18 protein-coding genes are annotated in these 20,447 nt (G+C 42.7%); 6 read left to right on the top strand and 12 right to left on the bottom strand.

The features are described from left to right. Positions 1-46 precede the first annotated feature (46 nt). The 3 genes from yidC (at position 47) to KTR07_RS10560 (ending at position 5,467) form a co-directional block, all read left to right on the top strand. Positions 47-1,903, top strand: coding sequence for a membrane protein insertase YidC (gene yidC, locus KTR07_RS10570; RefSeq protein WP_008763174.1), 1,857 nt, complete (start codon positions 47-49; stop codon positions 1,901-1,903). An 85-nt stretch (positions 1,904-1,988) separates the two neighbouring features. Further along, positions 1,989-3,320 carry a multidrug efflux MATE transporter BexA gene (bexA, locus tag KTR07_RS10565; RefSeq protein ID WP_011107339.1) on the top strand — a complete coding sequence of 444 codons (1,332 nt, stop codon included), beginning with the start codon at positions 1,989-1,991 and terminating at the stop codon, positions 3,318-3,320. Positions 3,321-3,367: 47 nt separating this feature from the next. Continuing rightward, a complete protein-coding gene (locus tag KTR07_RS10560; protein WP_217315378.1) occupies positions 3,368-5,467 on the top strand; it encodes a S9 family peptidase in 2,100 nt (699 codons plus the stop codon). A 145-nt stretch (positions 5,468-5,612) separates the two neighbouring features. Here the strand turns inward: KTR07_RS10560 and KTR07_RS10555 are convergent, their stop codons facing one another. The 5 genes from KTR07_RS10555 to KTR07_RS10535 all read right to left on the bottom strand — a co-directional run bounded on the left by KTR07_RS10555 (position 5,613) and on the right by KTR07_RS10535 (position 9,545). Further along, positions 5,613-6,317, bottom strand: a complete 705-nt coding sequence (locus KTR07_RS10555) for a hypothetical protein (protein WP_172681272.1) — start codon at positions 6,315-6,317, stop codon at positions 5,613-5,615. Positions 6,318-6,421: 104 nt separating this feature from the next. Beyond that, complete coding sequence (locus KTR07_RS10550; protein WP_008765093.1) at positions 6,422-6,931, bottom strand: flavin reductase family protein; 510 nt, start codon at positions 6,929-6,931, stop codon at positions 6,422-6,424. A gap of 19 nt (positions 6,932-6,950) precedes the next feature. Next, entirely contained in the window at positions 6,951-7,949 is a 999-nt protein-coding gene (locus KTR07_RS10545) for an MBL fold metallo-hydrolase (RefSeq protein WP_008765092.1), read from the bottom strand. A gap of 153 nt (positions 7,950-8,102) precedes the next feature. After that, positions 8,103-9,197: a PspC domain-containing protein gene (locus KTR07_RS10540; RefSeq protein WP_022471437.1), complete on the bottom strand. Its 1,095-nt coding sequence runs from the start codon at positions 9,195-9,197 to the stop codon at positions 8,103-8,105. A 21-nt stretch (positions 9,198-9,218) separates the two neighbouring features. Then, the gene (locus KTR07_RS10535) at positions 9,219-9,545 is read right to left on the bottom strand and encodes a PadR family transcriptional regulator (RefSeq protein ID WP_032813353.1); all 327 of its coding nucleotides are present in this window, start codon (positions 9,543-9,545) and stop codon (positions 9,219-9,221) included. Positions 9,546-9,712: 167 nt separating this feature from the next. On the opposite strand from KTR07_RS10535, the gene KTR07_RS10530 reads away from it, so the two are divergent. Beyond that, the gene (locus KTR07_RS10530; RefSeq protein WP_008765089.1) at positions 9,713-10,210 is read left to right on the top strand and encodes a GNAT family N-acetyltransferase; all 498 of its coding nucleotides are present in this window, start codon (positions 9,713-9,715) and stop codon (positions 10,208-10,210) included. 90 nt (positions 10,211-10,300) lie between these two features. Here the strand turns inward: KTR07_RS10530 and KTR07_RS10525 are convergent, their stop codons facing one another. The 3 genes from KTR07_RS10525 to uvrA form a co-directional block, all read right to left on the bottom strand. Next, a complete protein-coding gene (locus tag KTR07_RS10525) occupies positions 10,301-11,815 on the bottom strand; it encodes a peptide MFS transporter (RefSeq protein ID WP_118336847.1) in 1,515 nt (504 codons plus the stop codon). A 75-nt stretch (positions 11,816-11,890) separates the two neighbouring features. Beyond that, on the bottom strand, positions 11,891-12,370 hold the full coding sequence (gene ybaK, locus KTR07_RS10520) for a Cys-tRNA(Pro) deacylase (protein ID WP_008763164.1): 480 nt from the start codon (positions 12,368-12,370) through the stop codon (positions 11,891-11,893). A gap of 42 nt (positions 12,371-12,412) precedes the next feature. Then, a complete protein-coding gene (gene uvrA / locus KTR07_RS10515) occupies positions 12,413-15,238 on the bottom strand; it encodes an excinuclease ABC subunit UvrA (RefSeq protein ID WP_032813763.1) in 2,826 nt (941 codons plus the stop codon). Between the two features lie 157 nt (positions 15,239-15,395). Here uvrA and KTR07_RS10510 point away from each other — a divergent pair, with 157 nt between their 5' ends. Together KTR07_RS10510 and KTR07_RS10505 are read left to right on the top strand one after the other, a co-directional pair. Then, a complete protein-coding gene (locus KTR07_RS10510) occupies positions 15,396-17,162 on the top strand; it encodes a LysM peptidoglycan-binding domain-containing protein (RefSeq protein ID WP_117981663.1) in 1,767 nt (588 codons plus the stop codon). A 7-nt stretch (positions 17,163-17,169) separates the two neighbouring features. Further along, positions 17,170-17,892 (top strand): porin family protein, encoded by a 723-nt coding sequence (locus KTR07_RS10505; protein WP_016267343.1) that lies wholly within the window; start codon positions 17,170-17,172, stop codon positions 17,890-17,892. Between the two features lie 127 nt (positions 17,893-18,019). Here KTR07_RS10505 and KTR07_RS10500 read toward each other — a convergent pair whose 3' ends face one another. The 4 genes from KTR07_RS10500 to KTR07_RS10485 form a co-directional block, all read right to left on the bottom strand. Beyond that, positions 18,020-18,463 (bottom strand): DUF4293 domain-containing protein, encoded by a 444-nt coding sequence (locus KTR07_RS10500; RefSeq protein WP_011107333.1) that lies wholly within the window; start codon positions 18,461-18,463, stop codon positions 18,020-18,022. Positions 18,464-18,569: 106 nt separating this feature from the next. Beyond that, positions 18,570-18,905 carry a DNA-directed RNA polymerase subunit omega gene (locus tag KTR07_RS10495; protein ID WP_004299989.1) on the bottom strand — a complete coding sequence of 112 codons (336 nt, stop codon included), beginning with the start codon at positions 18,903-18,905 and terminating at the stop codon, positions 18,570-18,572. 14 nt (positions 18,906-18,919) lie between these two features. Next, positions 18,920-19,723 carry an outer membrane protein assembly factor BamD gene (locus KTR07_RS10490; RefSeq protein ID WP_008763159.1) on the bottom strand — a complete coding sequence of 268 codons (804 nt, stop codon included), beginning with the start codon at positions 19,721-19,723 and terminating at the stop codon, positions 18,920-18,922. Positions 19,724-19,957: 234 nt separating this feature from the next. Next, positions 19,958-20,383 (bottom strand): amino acid-binding protein, encoded by a 426-nt coding sequence (locus tag KTR07_RS10485; RefSeq protein ID WP_008763158.1) that lies wholly within the window; start codon positions 20,381-20,383, stop codon positions 19,958-19,960. Between the last annotated feature and the right edge of the window lie 64 nt (positions 20,384-20,447).

The raw sequence follows: 20,447 nt of genomic DNA, 5'->3' as shown, positions 1-20,447 counted from the left end.
ATTGACAATTTATTATTCAAAAATTTATAATTCATAATTAATAGGAATGGATAAAAACACCATTACAGGTCTCGTTTTAATAGGTATATTATTGGTAGGATTCAGTTATCTGAGCCGTCCAAGCGAGGAGCAGATAGCTGCGCAGAAGAAATACTACGATTCTATTGCCGTGGTGCAACAGCAGCAGGAAGCGCTGAAAGCAAAAACAGAAGCCGCACTCGCCAATGAAAACAAAGGTGCAGCGGCGGCAGCAGATTCTTCTGCCCTGTTTTTCAACGCGATGCATGGAACTGATTCCAAAGTAAGCATCCAGAACAGCGTAGCGGAAATCACTTTCACTACGAAAGGCGGACGGGTATATTCGGCTATGCTGAAAGAATACAAAGGACAGGACAAGACAAACCCTGTCGTACTGTTCGACGGTGATGATGCTACCATGAGTTTCAACTTCTACAACAAGCAAGGAGCCATCCAGACAAAGGACTATTACTTCGAAGCTGTCAATAAGACAGACAGCAGCGTAACTATGCGTCTGGCTGCGGACAACGCCAGCTACATCGATTTTATCTATACGCTGAAACCGAACAGCTACCTGATGAACTTTGAAATCAAAGCAACAGGCATGGAAGGCAAACTGGCCAGTACGGAGTATGTAGACATCGACTGGACACAGCGTGCACGCCAGCTGGAAAAGGGATTCACTTACGAAAACCGCCTCTCAGAGCTGACTTATAAGGTAAAAGGTGACAATGTAGATAATCTGTCGGCTGCCAAGGATGACGAAAAGGATCTGGGCAATACAGCGATAGACTGGGTAGCATTCAAAAACCAGTTCTTCTCTTCTGTATTCATCGCAGACCAGGACTTCAACAAGGTTTCTGTGAAGTCAAGAATGGAACAACAAGGAAGCGGATATATCAAGGATTATTCTGCAGAAATGAGTACCTTCTTCGATCCGAGCGGAAAACAACCGACAGAAATGTACTTCTACTTTGGTCCGAACCACTTCAAGACCTTGAAGGCACTGGACAAAGGACGTACAGAGAAATGGGAACTTAACAGACTGGTATATCTGGGCTGGCCGTTAATCCGCTGGATCAACCAGTTTATCACGATCAACGTATTCGACTGGCTGTCGGGCTGGGGCTTGAGCATGGGTATCGTACTGTTGATTCTGACAATTATGGTGAAGGTGGTAGTTTACCCTGCTACCTGGAAAACATACATGTCTTCTGCCAAGATGCGTGTATTGAAACCGAAAATCGACGAGATCAACAAGAAGTATCCGAAGCAGGAAGATGCGATGAAGAAACAGCAGGAGGTGATGAGCCTTTACAGCCAGTATGGCGTGAGCCCGATGGGCGGTTGTCTGCCAATGTTATTGCAGTTCCCGATCTTGATGGCATTGTTCATGTTCGTACCGAGCGCTATCGAGTTACGTCAGCAGAGCTTCTTGTGGGCGGACGACTTGTCCACTTACGACGCGTTCATCACATTCCCGTTCCATATCCCGTTCCTGGGCAACCATCTCAGCTTGTTCTGCTTGCTGATGACGGTAACCAACATCCTGAACACAAAGTATACAATGACGATGCAGGATACAGGAGCACAACCGCAAATGGCTGCGATGAAATGGATGATGTATCTGATGCCGATTATGTTCCTGTTCGTACTGAACGACTATCCTTCGGGATTGAACTATTATTATTTCGTGTCAACACTGATTAGTGTAGGAACCATGATTTTGTTGCGTAAAACTACAGACGAAACAAAATTACTGGCTATTCTGGAAGCTAAGAAAAAAGACCCGAAACAAATGAAAAAGACCGGATTTGCTGCACGCCTGGAAGCTATGCAAAAGCAACAGGAACAGTTACAGCAGCAAAAACAGAATAAGCGATAAGAAATTATCCGAAGATATATTCTGAGAAAGCCGGGCAACCGAAAGGGGTTTGTCCGGCTTTCTTTCTCTAAAAAACAAACTTAATATGAAGACAAAATATACTTATAAACAAATCTGGACGATCGCCTACCCTATTCTGATCAGCCTGATTATGGAGCAGCTGATCGGCATGACGGACACGGCCTTTCTTGGACGTGTCGGGGAAATTGAATTAGGGGCATCCGCCATCGCCGGGGTTTACTACCTGGCTATTTTCATGATGGCATTCGGATTCAGCGTAGGAGCACAGATATTGATCGCCCGTCGCAACGGGGAAGGAAACTACAAGGAAATCGGACCGATTTTCTATCAGGGGATTTATTTCCTGGTAGTGGTTGCTGCGATTCTGTTTACACTTTCCATCGTATTCTCGCCATTTATTTTAAAGAATATCATTTCGTCCCCTCACATTTATGATGCTGCGGAAAGTTATATTCATTGGCGGGTGTACGGGTTCTTTTTCTCATTTGTCGGAGTGATGTTCCGTGCCTTCTTTGTCGGTACGACACAGACCAAGACGCTGACGCTGAACTCCATCGTGATGGTGCTTTCTAACGTGGTATTCAACTATATCCTGATTTTCGGTAAGTTCGGTTTCCCACAACTGGGCATTGCCGGTGCAGCCATCGGTTCATCCCTCGCCGAGCTGGTATCGGTGATTTTCTTTATCATCTATACCTGGAAGCGGATCGACTGCAAGAAGTATGCACTGAATATCCTGCCGAAATTCCAAAGCCGGACATTGAAGCGGATTCTCAATGTCTCCGTGTGGACAATGATTCAGAACTTCGTTTCTTTATCTACCTGGTTTATGTTCTTCCTGTTCGTGGAACACCTGGGAGAACGGTCATTGGCTATCGCGAACATTATCCGGAATGTGTCGGGTATCCCGTTTATGATCGCCATGGCTTTTGCTGCAACCTGCGGATCTCTGGTCAGCAACCTTATCGGTGCGGGCGAAAAAGATTGTGTACGGGGAACCATCAATCAGCACATCCGTATCGGATATGTGTTCGTACTGCCGATATTGATATTCTTCTGTCTGTTTCCCGACCTGATTCTGCGCATATACACGGATATGCCCGATTTGAGGGATGCGTCCATCCCTTCTTTATGGGTGTTATGCGCAGCCTACGTAGTGCTGGTACCAGCCAATGTGTATTTCCAGTCGGTATCGGGAACAGGTAACACACGCACGGCACTGGCCATGGAACTTTGTGTACTGACAATTTATGTAGCTTACGCTACTTATTTTATTCTTTACCTTAAAATGGACATTGCGTTTGCCTGGACAACAGAAAGTGTGTATGGAATCTTTATCTTCCTCTTCTGCTACTGGTATATGAAGAAAGGAAACTGGCAGAAAAAGCAGATTTAAATCCTTTTTTCATTATCTTCGCAAGAAAATAAACATTTTTATAAAATATGAGACAAGCAAATCTATTTATGATGTCGGCAGCAATGTTGTTAGCTGCCTGCGGCGGAACAAAAGACGCGGGCAAAACGGATCAGGTGCTTATCGAAAAATCCGATATTAAGATCGAAGGGAAGCGTATGACGCCTGAAGCCCTTTGGGCAATGGGACGTATCGGAGGACTGGCGGTATCGCCCGACGGAAAGAAAATTGCGTATACGGTAGCATACTACAGTGTACCGGAGAACAAGAGTAATCGCGAAGTTTTCGTCATGAACGCGGACGGCAGCGATAACCGGCAAATCACCCGCACTCCTTATCAGGAGAATGAGGTGACCTGGATAAAAGGAGGAACGAAGCTGGCTTTCCTGAGCAACGACAACGGAAGCAGCCAACTATACGAAATGAATCCGGACGGTAGCGGCCGTAAACAACTGACCAACTACGACGGTGACATCGAGGGTTATTCTATCTCACCGGACGGCAAGAAACTGCTGTTCATCTCGCAAGTGAAAACCAAAGAAAGCACTGCCGATAAATATCCGGATCTGCCGAAAGCTACAGGTATTATTGTCACCGACCTGATGTATAAGCACTGGGATGAATGGGTGACAACTGCTCCGCATCCTTTCGTGGCAGACTTTGACGGTAACGGTATTTCCAATATCGTGGATATACTGGAAGGAGAACCATACGAAAGTCCGATGAAACCTTGGGGCGGCATTGAGCAGCTGGCGTGGAATACGACTTCGGACAAAGTGGCTTATACCTGTCGCAAGAAAACGGGGCTGGAATATGCTGTTTCTACCAATTCGGATATTTATGTGTATGATCTGAATACAAAGAAAACGGATAATATCACCGAAGAAAACAAGGGGTATGACACCAATCCGCAATACTCTCCGGATGGCAAGTACATTGCATGGCAAAGCATGGAGCGCGATGGATACGAATCTGATCTGAACCGTTTGTTTATCATGAATCTGGAAACCGGAGAGAAGCGTTTTGTCAGCAAAGCATTTGAGTCTAATGTGGATGCGTTTGTCTGGGGCAACGATGCCAAGACCATCTATTTTACAGGTGTATGGCACGGAGAAACTCAGATTTATTCTCTTGACCTGACGAATGATTCTGTAAAGGCGATTACTTCGGGTATGTATGATTATGAAGGGGTAGCACTCTTCGGTGACAAACTGATTGCTAAACGCCACTCAATGAGTATGGGTGATGAGATCTATGCGGTAGCATTGGATGGTTCTGCCACTCAACTGACACAGGAGAACAAGGAGATTTATGATCAGCTGGAAATGGGCAAGGTAGAAGGTCGCTGGATGAAAACGACGGATGGCAAGGATATGTTGACATGGGTGATCTATCCTCCCCAGTTCGATCCGAACAAGAAATATCCGACATTGCTGTTCTGTGAAGGTGGCCCTCAAAGTCCGGTAAGCCAGTTCTGGTCTTATCGCTGGAACTTCCAGATTATGGCTGCCAACGACTATATCATTGTAGCCCCGAACCGTCGCGGATTACCGGGATTCGGAGTGGAATGGAACGAACAGATCAGTGGTGATTATGGTGGCCAGTGTATGAAAGACTATTTCACTGCTATCGACGAGATGGCAAAAGAATCGTATGTAGATAAAGATCGTCTGGGATGTGTGGGCGCTAGTTTCGGAGGATTCTCCGTATATTGGTTAGCCGGTCATCACGACAAACGTTTCAAGGCATTTATCGCTCATGACGGAATCTTCAATATGGAAATGCAGTATCTGGAAACAGAAGAGAAATGGTTTGCCAACTGGGATATGGGCGGCGCGTACTGGGAAAAACAGAATCCGATAGCACAACGTACTTTCGCCAACTCCCCTCACCTCTTCGTGGAAAAATGGGATACTCCGATTCTCTGTATTCATGGAGAAAAAGATTTCCGTATTTTGGCTAATCAGGCTATGGCTGCATTTGATGCCGCTGTAATGCGTGGTGTACCTGCAGAGTTGCTGATTTATCCGGATGAAAACCACTGGGTACTGAAACCACAGAATGGCGTCTTGTGGCAACGCACTTTCTTTGAGTGGCTGGATAAGTGGCTGAAGGCTCCTGCAAAATAAATCTTTGATATAAGACAAATAATGAAGGCTCTGTTCTCAAATCAAATTGAGTTCAGAGCCTTCTGCATTACATCTAAAATCCGCTAGACTTTACTCATGATATATATTTTCGATTGCTACTATATACTTAGATAAGGTCTATGATTCAATCTAGACCTGTTTCATAATCCTTTTCAAATAGCTCAATCGGAGCCTCCATTAAAACAGTTTTTTCAGCACCTTTTTCGTCTGATAAATCAATTAATCCCATTTTTTGCTCCCTTAATTGTTCTCCAGTCCATCTGCCTTTTAAATGGTATTCTTCCCCTTTATTTACGGCCTTCAGTACCAAATAAAAAGTTAAGGTACATCGATATCCACATTCTTGTTTTGTTAACTCATAAGTTGAATAGGGAGGTATCTCATACTTTACATTTCCAATAGAACGTGATCCATTCTTTACTTTTAATGTTTCTCCAAAAATCAACGGAGTCTTCGCACCCGTTCCGTCTATAAAAAGCTTACCTCCAGCATCAATGAAAGGAACAGGAATCTTCAAATCCGCCAAATTTTCAGCATTAACAGGCAAAGAACCTTCAGTCAATACAAATAAAGAGTTCTCTTCCTCTTCCACATCCCATGCATATATCATTGGAAGAGGTTCATCTTTATCATTTACTTTATGTTGCAAGACTACTACAGGATATTCAACCCGCTCTACTACATCCGTTTCCTCCTGCACAAACTTATAGGAAACAACCTCTAATATCGCCGGAGTATTGGATGGAGAAGAAGACACATCATCCGAATCACTACTACAAGCTGCGAGTGCAGCACAGATACCTGCAAGAAAGAACATTTTTGTTTTCATAACGCTTAGTTTTAGTTGTGTTACAATAGTTTAGTTTAAGGCAAATGTATAATATTTATATCACTTATCAAAGCTTTACCGATAAAAAATAAAAAAAGGGAGAATTAATCTCCCTCCCAAATATTTTCGATTTCTACTATATACATTTTATGAAAACCTCCATGAGCATCGTCATACCATTTTTCCAAGGACTCTTTATCCAAGAAACATTCGGGTTTAATAGTATCTGTATAGAGCTTCTTGCATTCCAAACTTAGACGGGCTTGTTCGAAAAGCACATTCCCCTGTTCTGTGAAGACCGGCTTCAATCCGGTTGCTTTCACCTTATCCGTATCACGACCGGACTTTGAGCCACAGACCGCATGAATCTTCTTATTTGCTTCGCCCAAAAAAGAAAGTGTCAGATAATCACTTTTCTCGATGAACTCATACGTATATCGTTCGGGGCGGACAAAAACAAAAGCAACGGGCTTATTCCAAAGCCAGCCAATACCACCCCAACTGGCAGTCATTGTATTGAATTTCTCTTTGGTGCCGGCAGTAACCAACATCCATTCTTTGCCAATCGCCTCAAAGAAATTTTCTTTCAGGTCTTTTACTTCTAACTTCTTCATCTCTCAGTTTATTTTATAATTACTTTCTTTTACTCAGTTTTACGATTTCTCCCAGATAAGGGATTTCCACACGAATCTTTCTTTTCTTTGCTTCTGCCGCAAATACTTTAGGCGGATCATGCAAGGGTTCATCAGACAAATCAAATGTACCGTAGTGCATCGGAATGGTTATTCCTGCATGCATCTCTTCGGAGGCAGTCAGTGATTCATAAGGGGAAATATGATTGGGACGCATGAACCAACGGGGTTTATATGCACCAATACCCAACAAGGCATAGTCCGGAGCTCCGAACAGATCCGGGATTTCCCTAAAATGGGTAGAATACCCTGTGTCTCCGCTATAATAGAGAGAAACACCATTCCCCTGCAGCATGAAAGCTCCCCACAATCGCTGCCCTCCATCACGTACGGAACGTTTGCTCCAATGCTGTGCCGGCAAGAAAGTTATTTTCAGCCCTTCATCTTCCAGTTGCTGATACCAGCCGGCCTCGATCACTCTCATTTCCGGAAACCAGCTCTTTATCAGTTCTCCGGTTCCCAAACCGCAAAACAGTTTCATCTGCGGATTATTATTCAGCAAACGGGTGATACTTTGCTTGTCCAAATGATCAAAATGGTCATGACTGATAAGCAGGTAATCAATTTCTGTAAAAATGTCGGGATTGGCAGGAAACTCACTCTGTCGTTTCACAAAAGGGATGTTTCCGAAAACCGGATCGAACATGATTCTTTTACCTGCCAGCTGAAGGAAGAAGGAATTATGTCCCAGCCATATTAAAGAATCTCCCACCACAGCATCCAGCGAACGAAGGTAACAGACTTTCGGGTCCCACTTCACCGTTTTCTTTTCTTTCCGCTGAGGATTGGGGGACAACCGCCATTTCAACACACTTCCCATACCGGGGCGGAAACGGTGCTGCCTGTTAAAAAAACGTCCGCGTACCATCGGATTTCCTCTCCAATAAGGATTGACGGTAGCCAAACGTTCGTTTCTCCTGAAACATATATGTTCACCCATTTTCTTTATCTATTGAATAAGTCCTCACAAACTTAATTAAAAATCTCGATTTACAAAGAGGGACAAACAAAAAATGTACCCCGGACACACTATCGGGGCACATTTCTCAGAAAAAGAATAAATATTATTCTTTTTTAATAGAACGATCTTATATTAAAAGCAATGCAGTCCATACAACGGCAACTGCCATCCGAGAGCTGACAAATTGATAATCACGATGACCAGTCCCAATACCCATAGGATAAACAGTGACCATTTCAAGCCGGTCCCCATCGGTGACCAATGGAACAACTGACGCATTATGGTGTACAGAAAAGCTCCTAATGGAATGGCAATGAGTGCAATTCCTGAAATGGTGCCAAGCAATGTCATCACAGGAGATATGGTAGCTATGGGCGTCCAGTCAATAGCCGGAAGCATTTCATAAAGCAGAGCTCCGCCACCAACAAGCGCAGCAATCACCGCAAACACAAGAGCTACTATCACCACAGCGAGCACGAACAATACCGGACAGCAAATGATGACAAGAGCTACCAGGAATATCTTAAGAATGATAGCGGCGATCGTCACAAATACATCTCCTACTTTCTGCAGAAAGGTACGCGGTTTGTCCGAGTTCACAAAGTTATTGACCCCGTCGGCAACCCGTTCAAATCCGTCCGTCACCGTTTTGCCTATATTTTCTATAGTTACCGCTTCGCCACGCATACTCAGTTTCTCAGCTGCCGTACGTGCTTCGGGAATGATAATCCATCCTATAATATAAAGGATAATCATCGGGCAATAGGGAACAAACAATAATACGATCATCAGGATACGCACCAACGTGATATCCCAGTCAAAATAAGCTGCCAGCCCGGAAGCTACTCCCCCAAGCAACTTATTATCCGGATCACGGAACAGGCGACGGGCTGTAGTGGTCCGTGTATATCCCTGACCGGAAGAAGCTGTCTGTTCCTTCTTATGCGGTTCGGATTCGTCGTCAGATACACCAAAATCTTCCGGTTTGCCTACCCGGGCAATTATTTCTTCCACATCGGCAATAGTAATGACTTGCTTCCCTGCGGACACTTTCTCGGCAAACAGCTCGGCAATACGAATCTCGATATCATTCACAATCTCTTCCGCCCCCTCCTGTTTGCGAAAAAAATGTTTCAGGTTGGCCAGATAGTCGTCCAGCAAGCGGTAGGCATCATCATCTATATGATAGACAGTTCCTCCCAAATTTACAGTCAATGTTTTTTTCATTATTATTTCTTCTTTATCGAATTATCTACTAGCAATATGATTCACGGTTTCGTTCAGTTCCTTCCAGGATATCTCAAGCTCGCCTAAAAAAGCCTCTCCTTTTTCTGTGAGCTTATAGTACTTGCGAGGAGGTCCCTGCGTGGATTCTACCCATTCATAACTCAACAAATCGTCATTCTTCAAACGTGTCAGCAATGGATATAAGGTACCTTCCACCACAATCAGCTGCGCCTCTTTCAACTTCTGAATAATATCAGAAGCATAAGCCGGCTCTTTGTGCAGTAAAAGCATGATGCAATACTCCAACATGCCTTTTCTCATCTGAGATTTTACATTGTCTACATTCATTGTTATTTTTCTTTTTGACAGGACAAATATATGCATTACTCTAGTACCTTGCATTACAAAGTACTATAATTTAATAATAATTAAATCATTAAGAAGTTTTCTCCTTATTATAAAAAGAAATAATAGCTATATTTGCAGCTCATAAAACCACAAAAAAGAAAATACGTATGTTTACTATTCGAAAAGCAAGGATAGATGATTGCGGTCTGATCAACCAAATGGCCGGTGAAGTATTTCCCGCCACTTACCAAGAGATCTTATCTCCCGGACAACTGGACTATATGATGGACTGGATGTACTCTCCCGAAAATATCCGGAAACAAATGGAAGAAGAAGGTCATGTTTATTTTATCGCATATGAAGGAGATGAGCCCTGTGGCTATGTCTCCGTACAGCAACAGGAAGAGAATGTATTCCATCTGCAGAAAATCTATGTCCTCCCCCATTTTCAAGGCGCACACTGCGGTAGTTTTTTATTCAGAGAGGCTGTCAGATATATCAAGGAGGTGCATCCGGAACCTTGCTTAATGGAGCTTAACGTGAACCGTAACAACAAGGCTTTACTGTTCTATGAACGGATGGGTATGAGAAAATTGCGGGAAGGGGATTTTCCGATTGGCAACGGGTACTATATGAATGATTATATCATGGGACTGGATATCTGAAAAGTAAGATAACCATATACAAAATGCCCCGGAACAGATTGTTACTCAATCAATGTTCCGGGGCATTCGTTTATTTATTACCAAGCGGGCTTATTTCGCTACGCGTTCCAGCCATTTCAGCATGAAGATCATGGTAAACATTGAAATAGTACAAGCTACCACAAATACTGTCCATGTCATCCAGATAGGAATGGATTCATACAAAATAGCACCGATCACCAACAGCTGATTGCCAAGTGCAGTCGCACCTAACCAGCCTCCCTGCATAATACCCTGGTATTTCGGAGGAGCTACTTTAGACACAAATGAAATTCCCAACGGAGAAATATACAATTCAGCTACCGTCAAAATCAGATAAGTCAGCATCAACAAGAACGGAGTCACTTTCACCGGTGAAGTTCCTACAGCGATAATGTCCTTGTGCAAAGGCAGATTGGCAAAATAAGAACCGACAGCCATTACGATAAAGGCCAATGCGGCAATACCCATACCAATTGCAATCTTCTTAGGAGTAGAAGGCTCTTTTCCACGTCTGCGCTGGCTGGCAAAGATTGCCATAATCACAGGAGTCAGGAAAACAACAAAGAACGGATTCAACGACTGGAACAACTCAGCGGAAATAGGCATACCAAACAAGTTAAGGTCAGTGTATTCCTTTGCAAAGTATGTCAAAGTCAAACCATTCTGATGGAAAGAGAACCAGAAGAAGATAACAACTCCGAACACTGCGAACAGGGCATACATACGTTGTTTCACTTCCTGAATACTCATTTCTACAGTAGCCGAAGATGCTGAAGATGCAACGGCTTTCTTGCTGGGATCGGGGAAGTTTCTCTTATTCAGCAAATAGATAGTCAAAGAAATGACCATAGCAATGATAGCTACTCCAAATGCATAATGGAAACCTGTAGTAAAGACGTTCAGGTAATCGGATGCAAAAGCTGTATAATCCTGTACCGGAGCGTTGGAAGCTTTCTCTACCAACGTATGATAAGTTTCAGTAGCTTCGGTCGACAAAGTACCAGCCAAATGACCGTGACATAATGCAGGAAGATCAGCATCGTAATTATAACCGAAAGTAGACAACCACCAGTTACGTACACCTACCGCTGCAAACGGAGCAAAGATTGCACCGATATTAATGAACATATAAAACAAGGAGAAACCGGAGTCACGCATGCTGGCATATTGAGGATTATCGTACATCTGCCCTACCAGAGCTTGCAGATTTCCTTTAAATAATCCATTACCAAATGCAATCACAAACAAGCTGGCGCAAGTAATGACCAGATAAAAGGTCTGATTGTCTACAGGAGTCTTGGATGGAATAGCCAACAACAAGTATCCCACTGCCATCAGCACAATTCCCGTGAAAATAGTTCCTTTGTAGTTTCGTGTCTTATCGGCGATAATACCTCCAACCAAAGCAAGAATGTAAATGGAAAAATAGAAAGTTGAATAAATAAATCCCGCTTCTTTTCCATTCATTCCAAACTTAGCTTGCAAGAAAAGCACGAGGATCGCCATCATTGTATAGAAGCCAAAGCGTTCACCTAGATTGGCTAAAGCGGCTGCTATCAGTCCTTTAGGGTGTTTGTCAAACATAGATATAAATTTATTAATTAATGATTGATAATTTTTCTAATGACATATATTCTGCAAATATATACTTTTTTGGATTTATTCCTCAAATAAACGGCAAATTTCTGCCCTCGATTCGCGGATTAAATCACCCGGCGCAAGCTTTATCTGCAGCCCCCGTACACCGGCACTTACATAAATATACGGAAATTGCCGGCAGGTTTCATGAATATAAGTAGGAAAATGTTTCTTCATGCCAATAGGCGAACAGCCGCCCCGGATATATCCCGTCAGCGGAAGAAGTTCTTTCACCGGTATCAGATCACACTTTTTATTGCCGGAAGCCTTTGCTGCCAGCTTCAGATCGACTTCGTGCTCACCCGGAATGACGCAAACAAAATAACCGCTTTTGTCACCGTGAAGAACCAGTGTCTTAAATACCTGTTCTATATTCTCGCCTAAGCTGGCAGCTACATGAATGGCACTCAGATCGTTTTCGTCAACTTCATAAGGAATCAGTTCATAAGCTATTTTAGCTTTATCCAGCAAACGCGCCGCATTCGTTTTATTGATTTTCATCTAGTTGTTTCTTTTTAGTAAGCCGACACTTATACTTCAATATTAAAGTCCTAATTCCTCGCGAAGAAACTTAGGAGTATAACCTTTCTGGCTCTTCGCAACCTCTTCCGGTGTTCCGTAGCTAAGGAGTACTCCCCCGCCCTTACCACCTTCAGGTCCCATGTCTATGATATAATCCGCCATCTTGATAACGTCCAGGTTATGTTCGATTACAATGACGGTATTACCTTTGTCCACCAGCTTATTAAGTACCCCCATCAATACACGGATATCCTCAAAGTGAAGTCCGGTAGTCGGTTCATCGAGAATGTAAAGTGTTTTACCGGTATCTCGCTTGGACAATTCTGTTGCTAGTTTCACACGCTGGCTCTCTCCACCAGAAAGAGTAGTAGATGACTGCCCTAATTTAATATAGCCCAAACCGACATCCTGCAAGACTTTTATCTTATTCAGAATCTGCGGCACATTCTCAAAGAATTCGACAGCACGGTTTATAGTCATATCAAGCACATCAGCAATAGACTTTCCTTTGAAACGTACTTCAAGCGTTTCGCGATTATACCGCTTGCCGTGGCAAACCTCACAAGGCACATACACATCCGGCAAGAAGTTCATTTCAATTGTCTTGTATCCATTTCCGGTACAGGCTTCACAACGACCGCCCGATACATTAAAAGAGAAGCGTCCGGGCTTGTAACCGCGAATCTTAGCTTCCGGAAGGCTTACGAACAAGTTACGGATATCGGAAAATACACCTGTATAAGTGGCCGGATTGGAACGGGGGGTACGACCAATCGGAGATTGATCTACGTCCACTACCTTATCTATGTTTTCCAGTCCCTCTATAGAATCGTATTCCAAAGGATCCTGCAAAGAGCGATAGAATTTCTGTGAAAGAATCGGCTGCAAAGTCTCATTAATTAACGTCGATTTACCACTTCCGGATACTCCGGTCACACAAATCAACTTCCCTAACGGAAATTCAACATCTACATTTTTCAGATTATTTCCCTTCGCTCCTTTCAGCCAGATAGATTTTCCATTTCCTTTTCTTCGCTTGGCGGGTACTTCTATTTTCATCTCTCCGTTCAGATACTGCGAAGTCATCGTTTCGGTTTGAAGCATTTCTGACGGGGTTCCCGAGAAGACTACCTCCCCACCCAGACGACCGGCTTTAGGCCCCATATCAATCACATAATCGGCAGCCAGCATCATATCTTTATCGTGTTCAACAACGATAACCGAGTTTCCCATATCACGAAGCTCTTTCAACGAGCGGATCAAACGCAGATTGTCACGCTGGTGCAACCCGATACTCGGTTCATCCAGAATATAAAGCACATTCACCAATTGCGAGCCGATCTGTGTAGCCAGACGAATACGCTGACTTTCACCACCGGACAGGCTGACCGAGCTACGGTTCAATGCCAAATAATCCAATCCTACATCCAACAAGAATTTCAAACGCGTACGAATTTCTTTCAGAATCTCGGCTGCGATTTTCTTTTGTTTATCGGACAGAAATTGATCTACGTTCATCAACCAGTCATATAGCTCATTGATGTCCATATTGGCCAAGTCATTGATGTTCTTGTCATGAATACGGAAGTGCAATGCTTCTTTATTCAACCGGGCACCTTTACATTCCGGACAAACAGTGGTACGGGCAAACTGCTCCGCCCACTTCTGCGCGGTAGCAGAAGCATCCTTTTCCTGAAGCATCTGGATATATTTTACGACTCCTTCATAGGTTACAAAGTAATCAGAAGAAGTTCCTATCAGCGAACTCTTGATCTTGATCCGGTCATCCGAACCATATAATATTTCTTCAACCGCATCATCCGACAATTCCTTCACCGGAGTTTTTAAAGTGGCTTCATACTTCTCCAGCAAAGCACCGATCTGCCAGAAAATCATGGCATTCTTGTATTTTCCCAAAGGTGCTATCGCTCCTTCATAGATGGAAAGTTCACGGTCGGGAATCACTTTATCGACATCAATCTGATTGACCACGCCTAATCCTTTACATTTCGGGCACGCTCCCTGCGGAGAGTTGAACGAGAAGTTATGAGGAGCCGGTTCCCGATAAGACAGTCCGGTAACCGGACACATCAGGCGTTTACTGTAATGACGGACACTTTCTGTCTGCGCATCAAGAATCATCAATAAACCATCACCTTGGCGCATAGCAGTTGCCACGCTCTGTTTCAGTCGTTTATCATCTTTCTCGGCTACTATCAGTTTATCAATGACTACCTCAATATCATGATTCTTGTAACGATCGAGTTTCATGCCGTGCGTCACTTCACGCAGTTCGCCGTCTATCCGTACATAGAGATATCCTTTCTTTCGCACCTGTTCGAAGAGTTCTTTATAATGTCCCTTACGCGAACGAACCAAGGGTGCGAGCAAGTATATTTTCTTTCCTTTATAATCTTTCAGGATTAAATCCAGAATCTGTTCTTCCGTATATTTCACCATCTCCTCTCCTGACAGGTACGAATAAGCAATACCTGCACGGGCATAGAGCAGACGAAGGTAATCGTATATTTCCGTTGTTGTTCCCACGGTAGAACGGGGATTTTTATTCGTAGTTTTCTGTTCGATAGAGATAACCGGACTCAGCCCTGTTATTTTATCGACATCCGGACGTTCCAGATTCCCCAAAAAGTTGCGGGCATAGGCCGAAAAAGTCTCGATATAGCGGCGCTGTCCCTCGGCAAATATCGTATCGAAAGCCAAGGAAGATTTACCACTACCACTCAATCCGGTAATCACTGTCAAACTGTTACGGGGAATTTCAGCATCAATATCTTTCAAATTGTGCACACGGGCACCATACACATTAATATATTCTGTTTCTTGCATATTCATATCCTTCATAAACGGTACAAAATTAATGTTTCCGACTGAAATATGCTCCTAAAAAAGCACAATATTATTTTCTTAACTCAAATCTTATGAAGATATAGGGCATTATTCGTACCTTTGTTCCTTGATTTCAAGAACCAATAGTTATAAATTGATGAAACCGATAAGCCGAATATTCTTATTTTTGCTTTTTATAAGCGCCTCATACGCTATTAGTTATGCACAAGAGAACCAATCTTATTTCTTGCATACCATCGAAAAAGGACAGAGTTTATACTCCATTGCCAAGATGTATAATGTCACAACAAACGACATCACACGTCTGAATCCCGGATGTGATGAGAAAATTTATGCCGGACAAGCTATAAAAATCCCTAAAGGAAAAGAAAGCCAAAAAGGGGAAACATTCCATACGATTCAAGCCGGAGAAACTTTATACAAACTGACTACCATTTATAATATATCTGCAAAAGCCATTTGTGAAGCCAATCCGGGATTAAGCGCCGAAAACTTCCGTATCGGTCAGGTTATTCTCATTCCGTTGGAACAAGAGCAGGAAACGGAAACTGCACAAGCACCGGCTGAAAAACCCGCTATACAGGGGCCTGTACAATCCAGATGCAAAGATATGCATAAGGTAAAACGCAAAGAAACCGTATTCAGTGTAAGCCGCGAATATGGAATCAGCGAACAGGAATTGATTGCAGCCAATCCCGAACTGAAAAAGGGAATGAAAAAGGGACAATACCTCTGTATCCCCTATCCCAGTGCAACCACCATGCAACCGACGGCTCCCAAAGAGGATCCGTACGCTATCCCACCCAGTAACAATGAGCTTTTCCGCAAGAGTAAAGAAGCCCCTCAGGCAATCTCTACTATCAAAGCGGCCCTGCTATTGCCTTTCCAGGAAGACAAACGTATGGTGGAATACTACGAAGGTTTCCTGATGGCGGTAGACAGCCTGAAACGTACGGGTACTTCTATTGATCTATATGTATATGACTGTGGAAAAGATGTTTCTACATTAAATACTATTCTGGCGAAAAATGAGATGAAGAACATGAATGTCATTTTCGGTCCGATGCACCAGCAACAGATCAAACCTTTATCTACTTTTGCAGAAAAGAATGATATACGACTGGTGATTCCTTTCTCTTCGAAAGGGGAAGAAGTATTTAATAATCCTGCCATCTACCAGATTAATACCCCGCAATCCTATTTATATTCGGAAGTATACGAACACTTTACCCGTCAATTCCCCAATGCCCATGTCATCTTTATTGAACCAACCAGCGAAGATAAAGAAAAAGCCGAGTTTATCAGCGGCATGAAACAAGAGCTGAAGAGCAAGGGAATGTCAATGAAAACCGTCAATGAAAACGCAACCAAGGATATGCTGAAGGAAGCTCTCCGCTCTGACAAAGACAATATTTTCATTCCGACTTCCGGCAAAAATGTCATGTTAATCAAGATTCTTCCTCAACTGATTCTACTGGTCAGAGATACTCCGGAGCAGAATATTCATCTGTTCGGTTATCCCGAATGGCAGACATATACCCGGGATCACCTGGAAAGTTTCTTTGAACTGGATACCTATTTCTATTCATCGTTCTACACAAATACATTATTTCCGGCTGCCATACAGTTCACCAACAATTATCACAAATGGTATAGCAAGGATTTGGTGAGTAAATTCCCAAGCTACGGAATGCTTGGTTTCGACACAGGCTTCTTCTTCCTGAAAGGCTTGTCACGCTATGGCTCGGAACTGGAAAACAATTTACCGAAAATGAACCTGACTCCGATACAGACAGGCTTCAAATTCGAACGTGTCAACAACTGGGGAGGATTCATTAATAAGAAAGTATTCTTTATCCATTTCACGAAGAATTTTGAATTAGTAAAACTTGACTTCGAATAAGACGAAAATGACAAAGATAAAATCACTTCTGATTGCCGCTTCCCTGATGATGGGACTTGCACTTCCTGCCACCGCACAGATCGGCGAACCACGCCAGAACTTTTCTGTCGGATTTAATGGAGGAGTCAACTTAAACAGTGCTTCATTCACTCCTAAAATCAAACAGAACTCATTGATGGGTATTACCGGAGGTTTGACGGCACGCTACATTTCCGAAAAGTATTTTGCCATGATCTGTGGTGCGCAAGTAGAGTTAAATATCTCCCAACGTGGCTGGGATGAATTATTTGAAGTACCGGGGGAGAATGGAGAACCCGTAGAAGATCCTACCCGCAAATACACCCGAAAGATGACCTATCTCGATATTCCCTTCCTCGCCCACTTGGCTTTCGGCAATGAAAAAGGACTACAGTTCTTTATCAATGCAGGTCCTCAGATCGGCCTTCTGATCAGTGAATCTGAAAGCATGGAGAATATAGACATGAATGCCCTGACAGACACTCAAAAAGCTGTTTACGGAGATAAAATCCAAAACAAATTCGATTATGGTATAGCCGGAGGCGGCGGAATAGAATTCAGAACAAAGAAAGCCGGTAGTTTTCTGCTCGAAGGACGCTATTATTTTGCTCTGTCAGACTTTTACAGCACAACGAAGAAAGACTATTTCTCCCGTGCGGCTCATGGCACAATTACAGTGAAGCTTACTTATCTATTCGATTTAAAGAAATAAGAAGCAGTACCCAAAAAGATCAGGCGCGAATCTCGCTCGAACCTACGGTTTATATTTCCGTGAGTCTGCGAAATTCGCGCCTGTTTTATTCTATCAGGAACTCCCAATGCGAGAGCTTCCCGCATTCTTATCGAAGTCTGTCTGCAGCCTTTACCATCACCTCGTCACGTCCGATAGCACGAATAGCCAGCACATTCAGAACGATAGACACCAATGGTAAGCAAAGCGCCCAACCAATACGGAACAGATTGGCATCGCTCTTCAATGCAAAATAAAAAGCAATGAAGGCAATATAATAGCCCACCAGCAACAAGCTATTGAAGATTGACATACGAATCTGCAACATTCGGTTCTTATACAGAAAAATAGTCGCAAAAGCTACCAGAGCGCTCAGCATCAGAATACCAAATATCCCCCAAGTAGACTGGAAAATTCCATTCACGTCTATCCCCAGTGCTTTAAAAGGATGTTCTCCTGTAGTGTCAATAAAATATCCCATCGGTAAACACATTGCTGTAATCAGCAACCCTGTTACAATCAATAAGTAAAAACTTTGAATTCGTTGAATCATAAGTATTCTATAGTAGTTAAGTTAAACAATAATAGCCAAGCAATAAGGAATAGGAAAATGCTTCCCGCTTACTACTTGACTATCAATTCTTTCGTTAGAAAATAAATTACTGAAGTTTTTCTTTCTCCTTAGCCGGATTTCTATAATAAATTTTCCCTTCGATGTATTCCTGTGTAGCAATCAAGTCAGGTTTCGGCAATTTCTCATAATAACGAGAAATTTCGATCTGTTCTCTATTCTCGAATACTTCTTCCAAATTATCGTTGTAAGAAGCAAACTCTGCTAATTTCTTAGAAAGATCGTTTTTAATTTCCACACTAATCTGGTTAGCACGCTTACCAATAATGGCAACAGTTTCATAAACATTCCCTGTGTCAGCACAGAGTTCCATCATGTCACGGGTTACCGTCGTAGCAGGAGCGTTCGTTTTTTTGTAGTCCATAAATCTATTTAAATTTAGTCTTTAATTACTTTCTGTGATTCATTGAATATTTTTTCAGCCTCTTTCAGGTATTTACTTTCCGGAAACTCGTTCTTGAAAGCATAATATTCATCTATCGTTTCACGGTAACGATCCATCTTCTTGTCTTCTACACTATAAATGGCCATTTCATGTCTGGCACGCAGAATCAATATGGAAAGTTCTTCGCGATAATCTGTATAAGGATAATCTTTCAGAGCATTCTGAGCTGTAATTACACAGGACTCATAGTTATTACCCAGATAGTTACCCAGATTATAATACAACTTTGCAGAATAGAGTTCTTTCAACACCAGTTTATCCTGCAAAGCAAAAATCATATCTTGTGCTTCCTGCTTCTTGGTACTGTTCGGGAAATATTCCATAAACATCTGCAGTTGCTGGATAGCCTGATAGGTGCTTGATTGATCCAAACGTGGTTCCGGAGTATCCAGGAACAGGGATTTACCTGCATGGAAACGTGCCAGTTCAGTGAAAGTACCACGGGGATAAGTATTGAAATAGGTGATAAACGTCTGGGCAGCTGTCTGATAATCTTTCTGATTATAGTAACTCATACCCAACATATACAGAGACTCCTCCGCTTTATCGGTTCCCTTAAGGATTGTAATCAATTCGTTCAGCAAGGTAGCTGAGCGGTTATACTGCCCTTTAGCAAAATAGTTTTTGGCGGCCTCGTACTTGTATTCGTAATCGGTACTTTTCAGCAACTTATTGTACTCTCCACACGATGTCAGAGAGGCTGCTGCGAGCAAAGTTATAATGATATTTTTCTTCATCCTTTTAAAAAATATTGCGCAAAGTTACTTATTCGCGGGGAATTAACCAATTAATCTATGTTTTTTAATACATAAAAGGCGTTAAACATCGACGAAAAGAGAAAAAACGACGTCGAACAGGAAGCTATAAACAGTCAATAATAAACGGTGAACGATCAACAAGCGCGCTATATGTCATTGGTATACCAGCGCTATCGTTCTTCGTTCACCGTTCGCTTATGGTCCGCCGTCCGGTTACAGCTTGTACAAATCACTTGCCGCCAACAGGTCGACTTTCTTTTCTTTCAGTACTTCAATACATTTATCCATATTACTAGGACGAATCACAACGTTTGCCACGTTATTATTGGCAAACGAATACATATACTCAATAAAGACCCCTTCTGCCGACAAGAATCCCAGCACTTTTGCCAGAGCTCCCGGCACATTCGGACAGCTAATGCCGACCACATCTGTTATATTCACGGCAAAATGATTATCTTTCAATGCTTTATATGCTTTATCCGGATCGGATACAATTCCACGCAAAATGCCAAAATCAGCATTTTCAGCGATGCACAAGGCAGAAAGATTGATGTTCTCTTTTGCCAGCACTTCAGTCACTTCCGTCAAACGGCCGGACTTGTTTTCCAAAAAGATAGAAAGTTGTTTTGCTACCATTATCGTAAAGTTTTAAGTATTAGGTATTAAGTAATAAGTAATAAGTAATAGCCACACGAATTCC

The organism is Bacteroides sp. MSK.20.82, from assembly GCF_019052485.1.
GTDB classification, from domain to species: Bacteria; Bacteroidota; Bacteroidia; order Bacteroidales; family Bacteroidaceae; genus Bacteroides; species Bacteroides thetaiotaomicron.
Note: the sequence above shows the minus strand (reverse complement) of the source record. Positions and strands in the feature narration are given on the sequence as shown.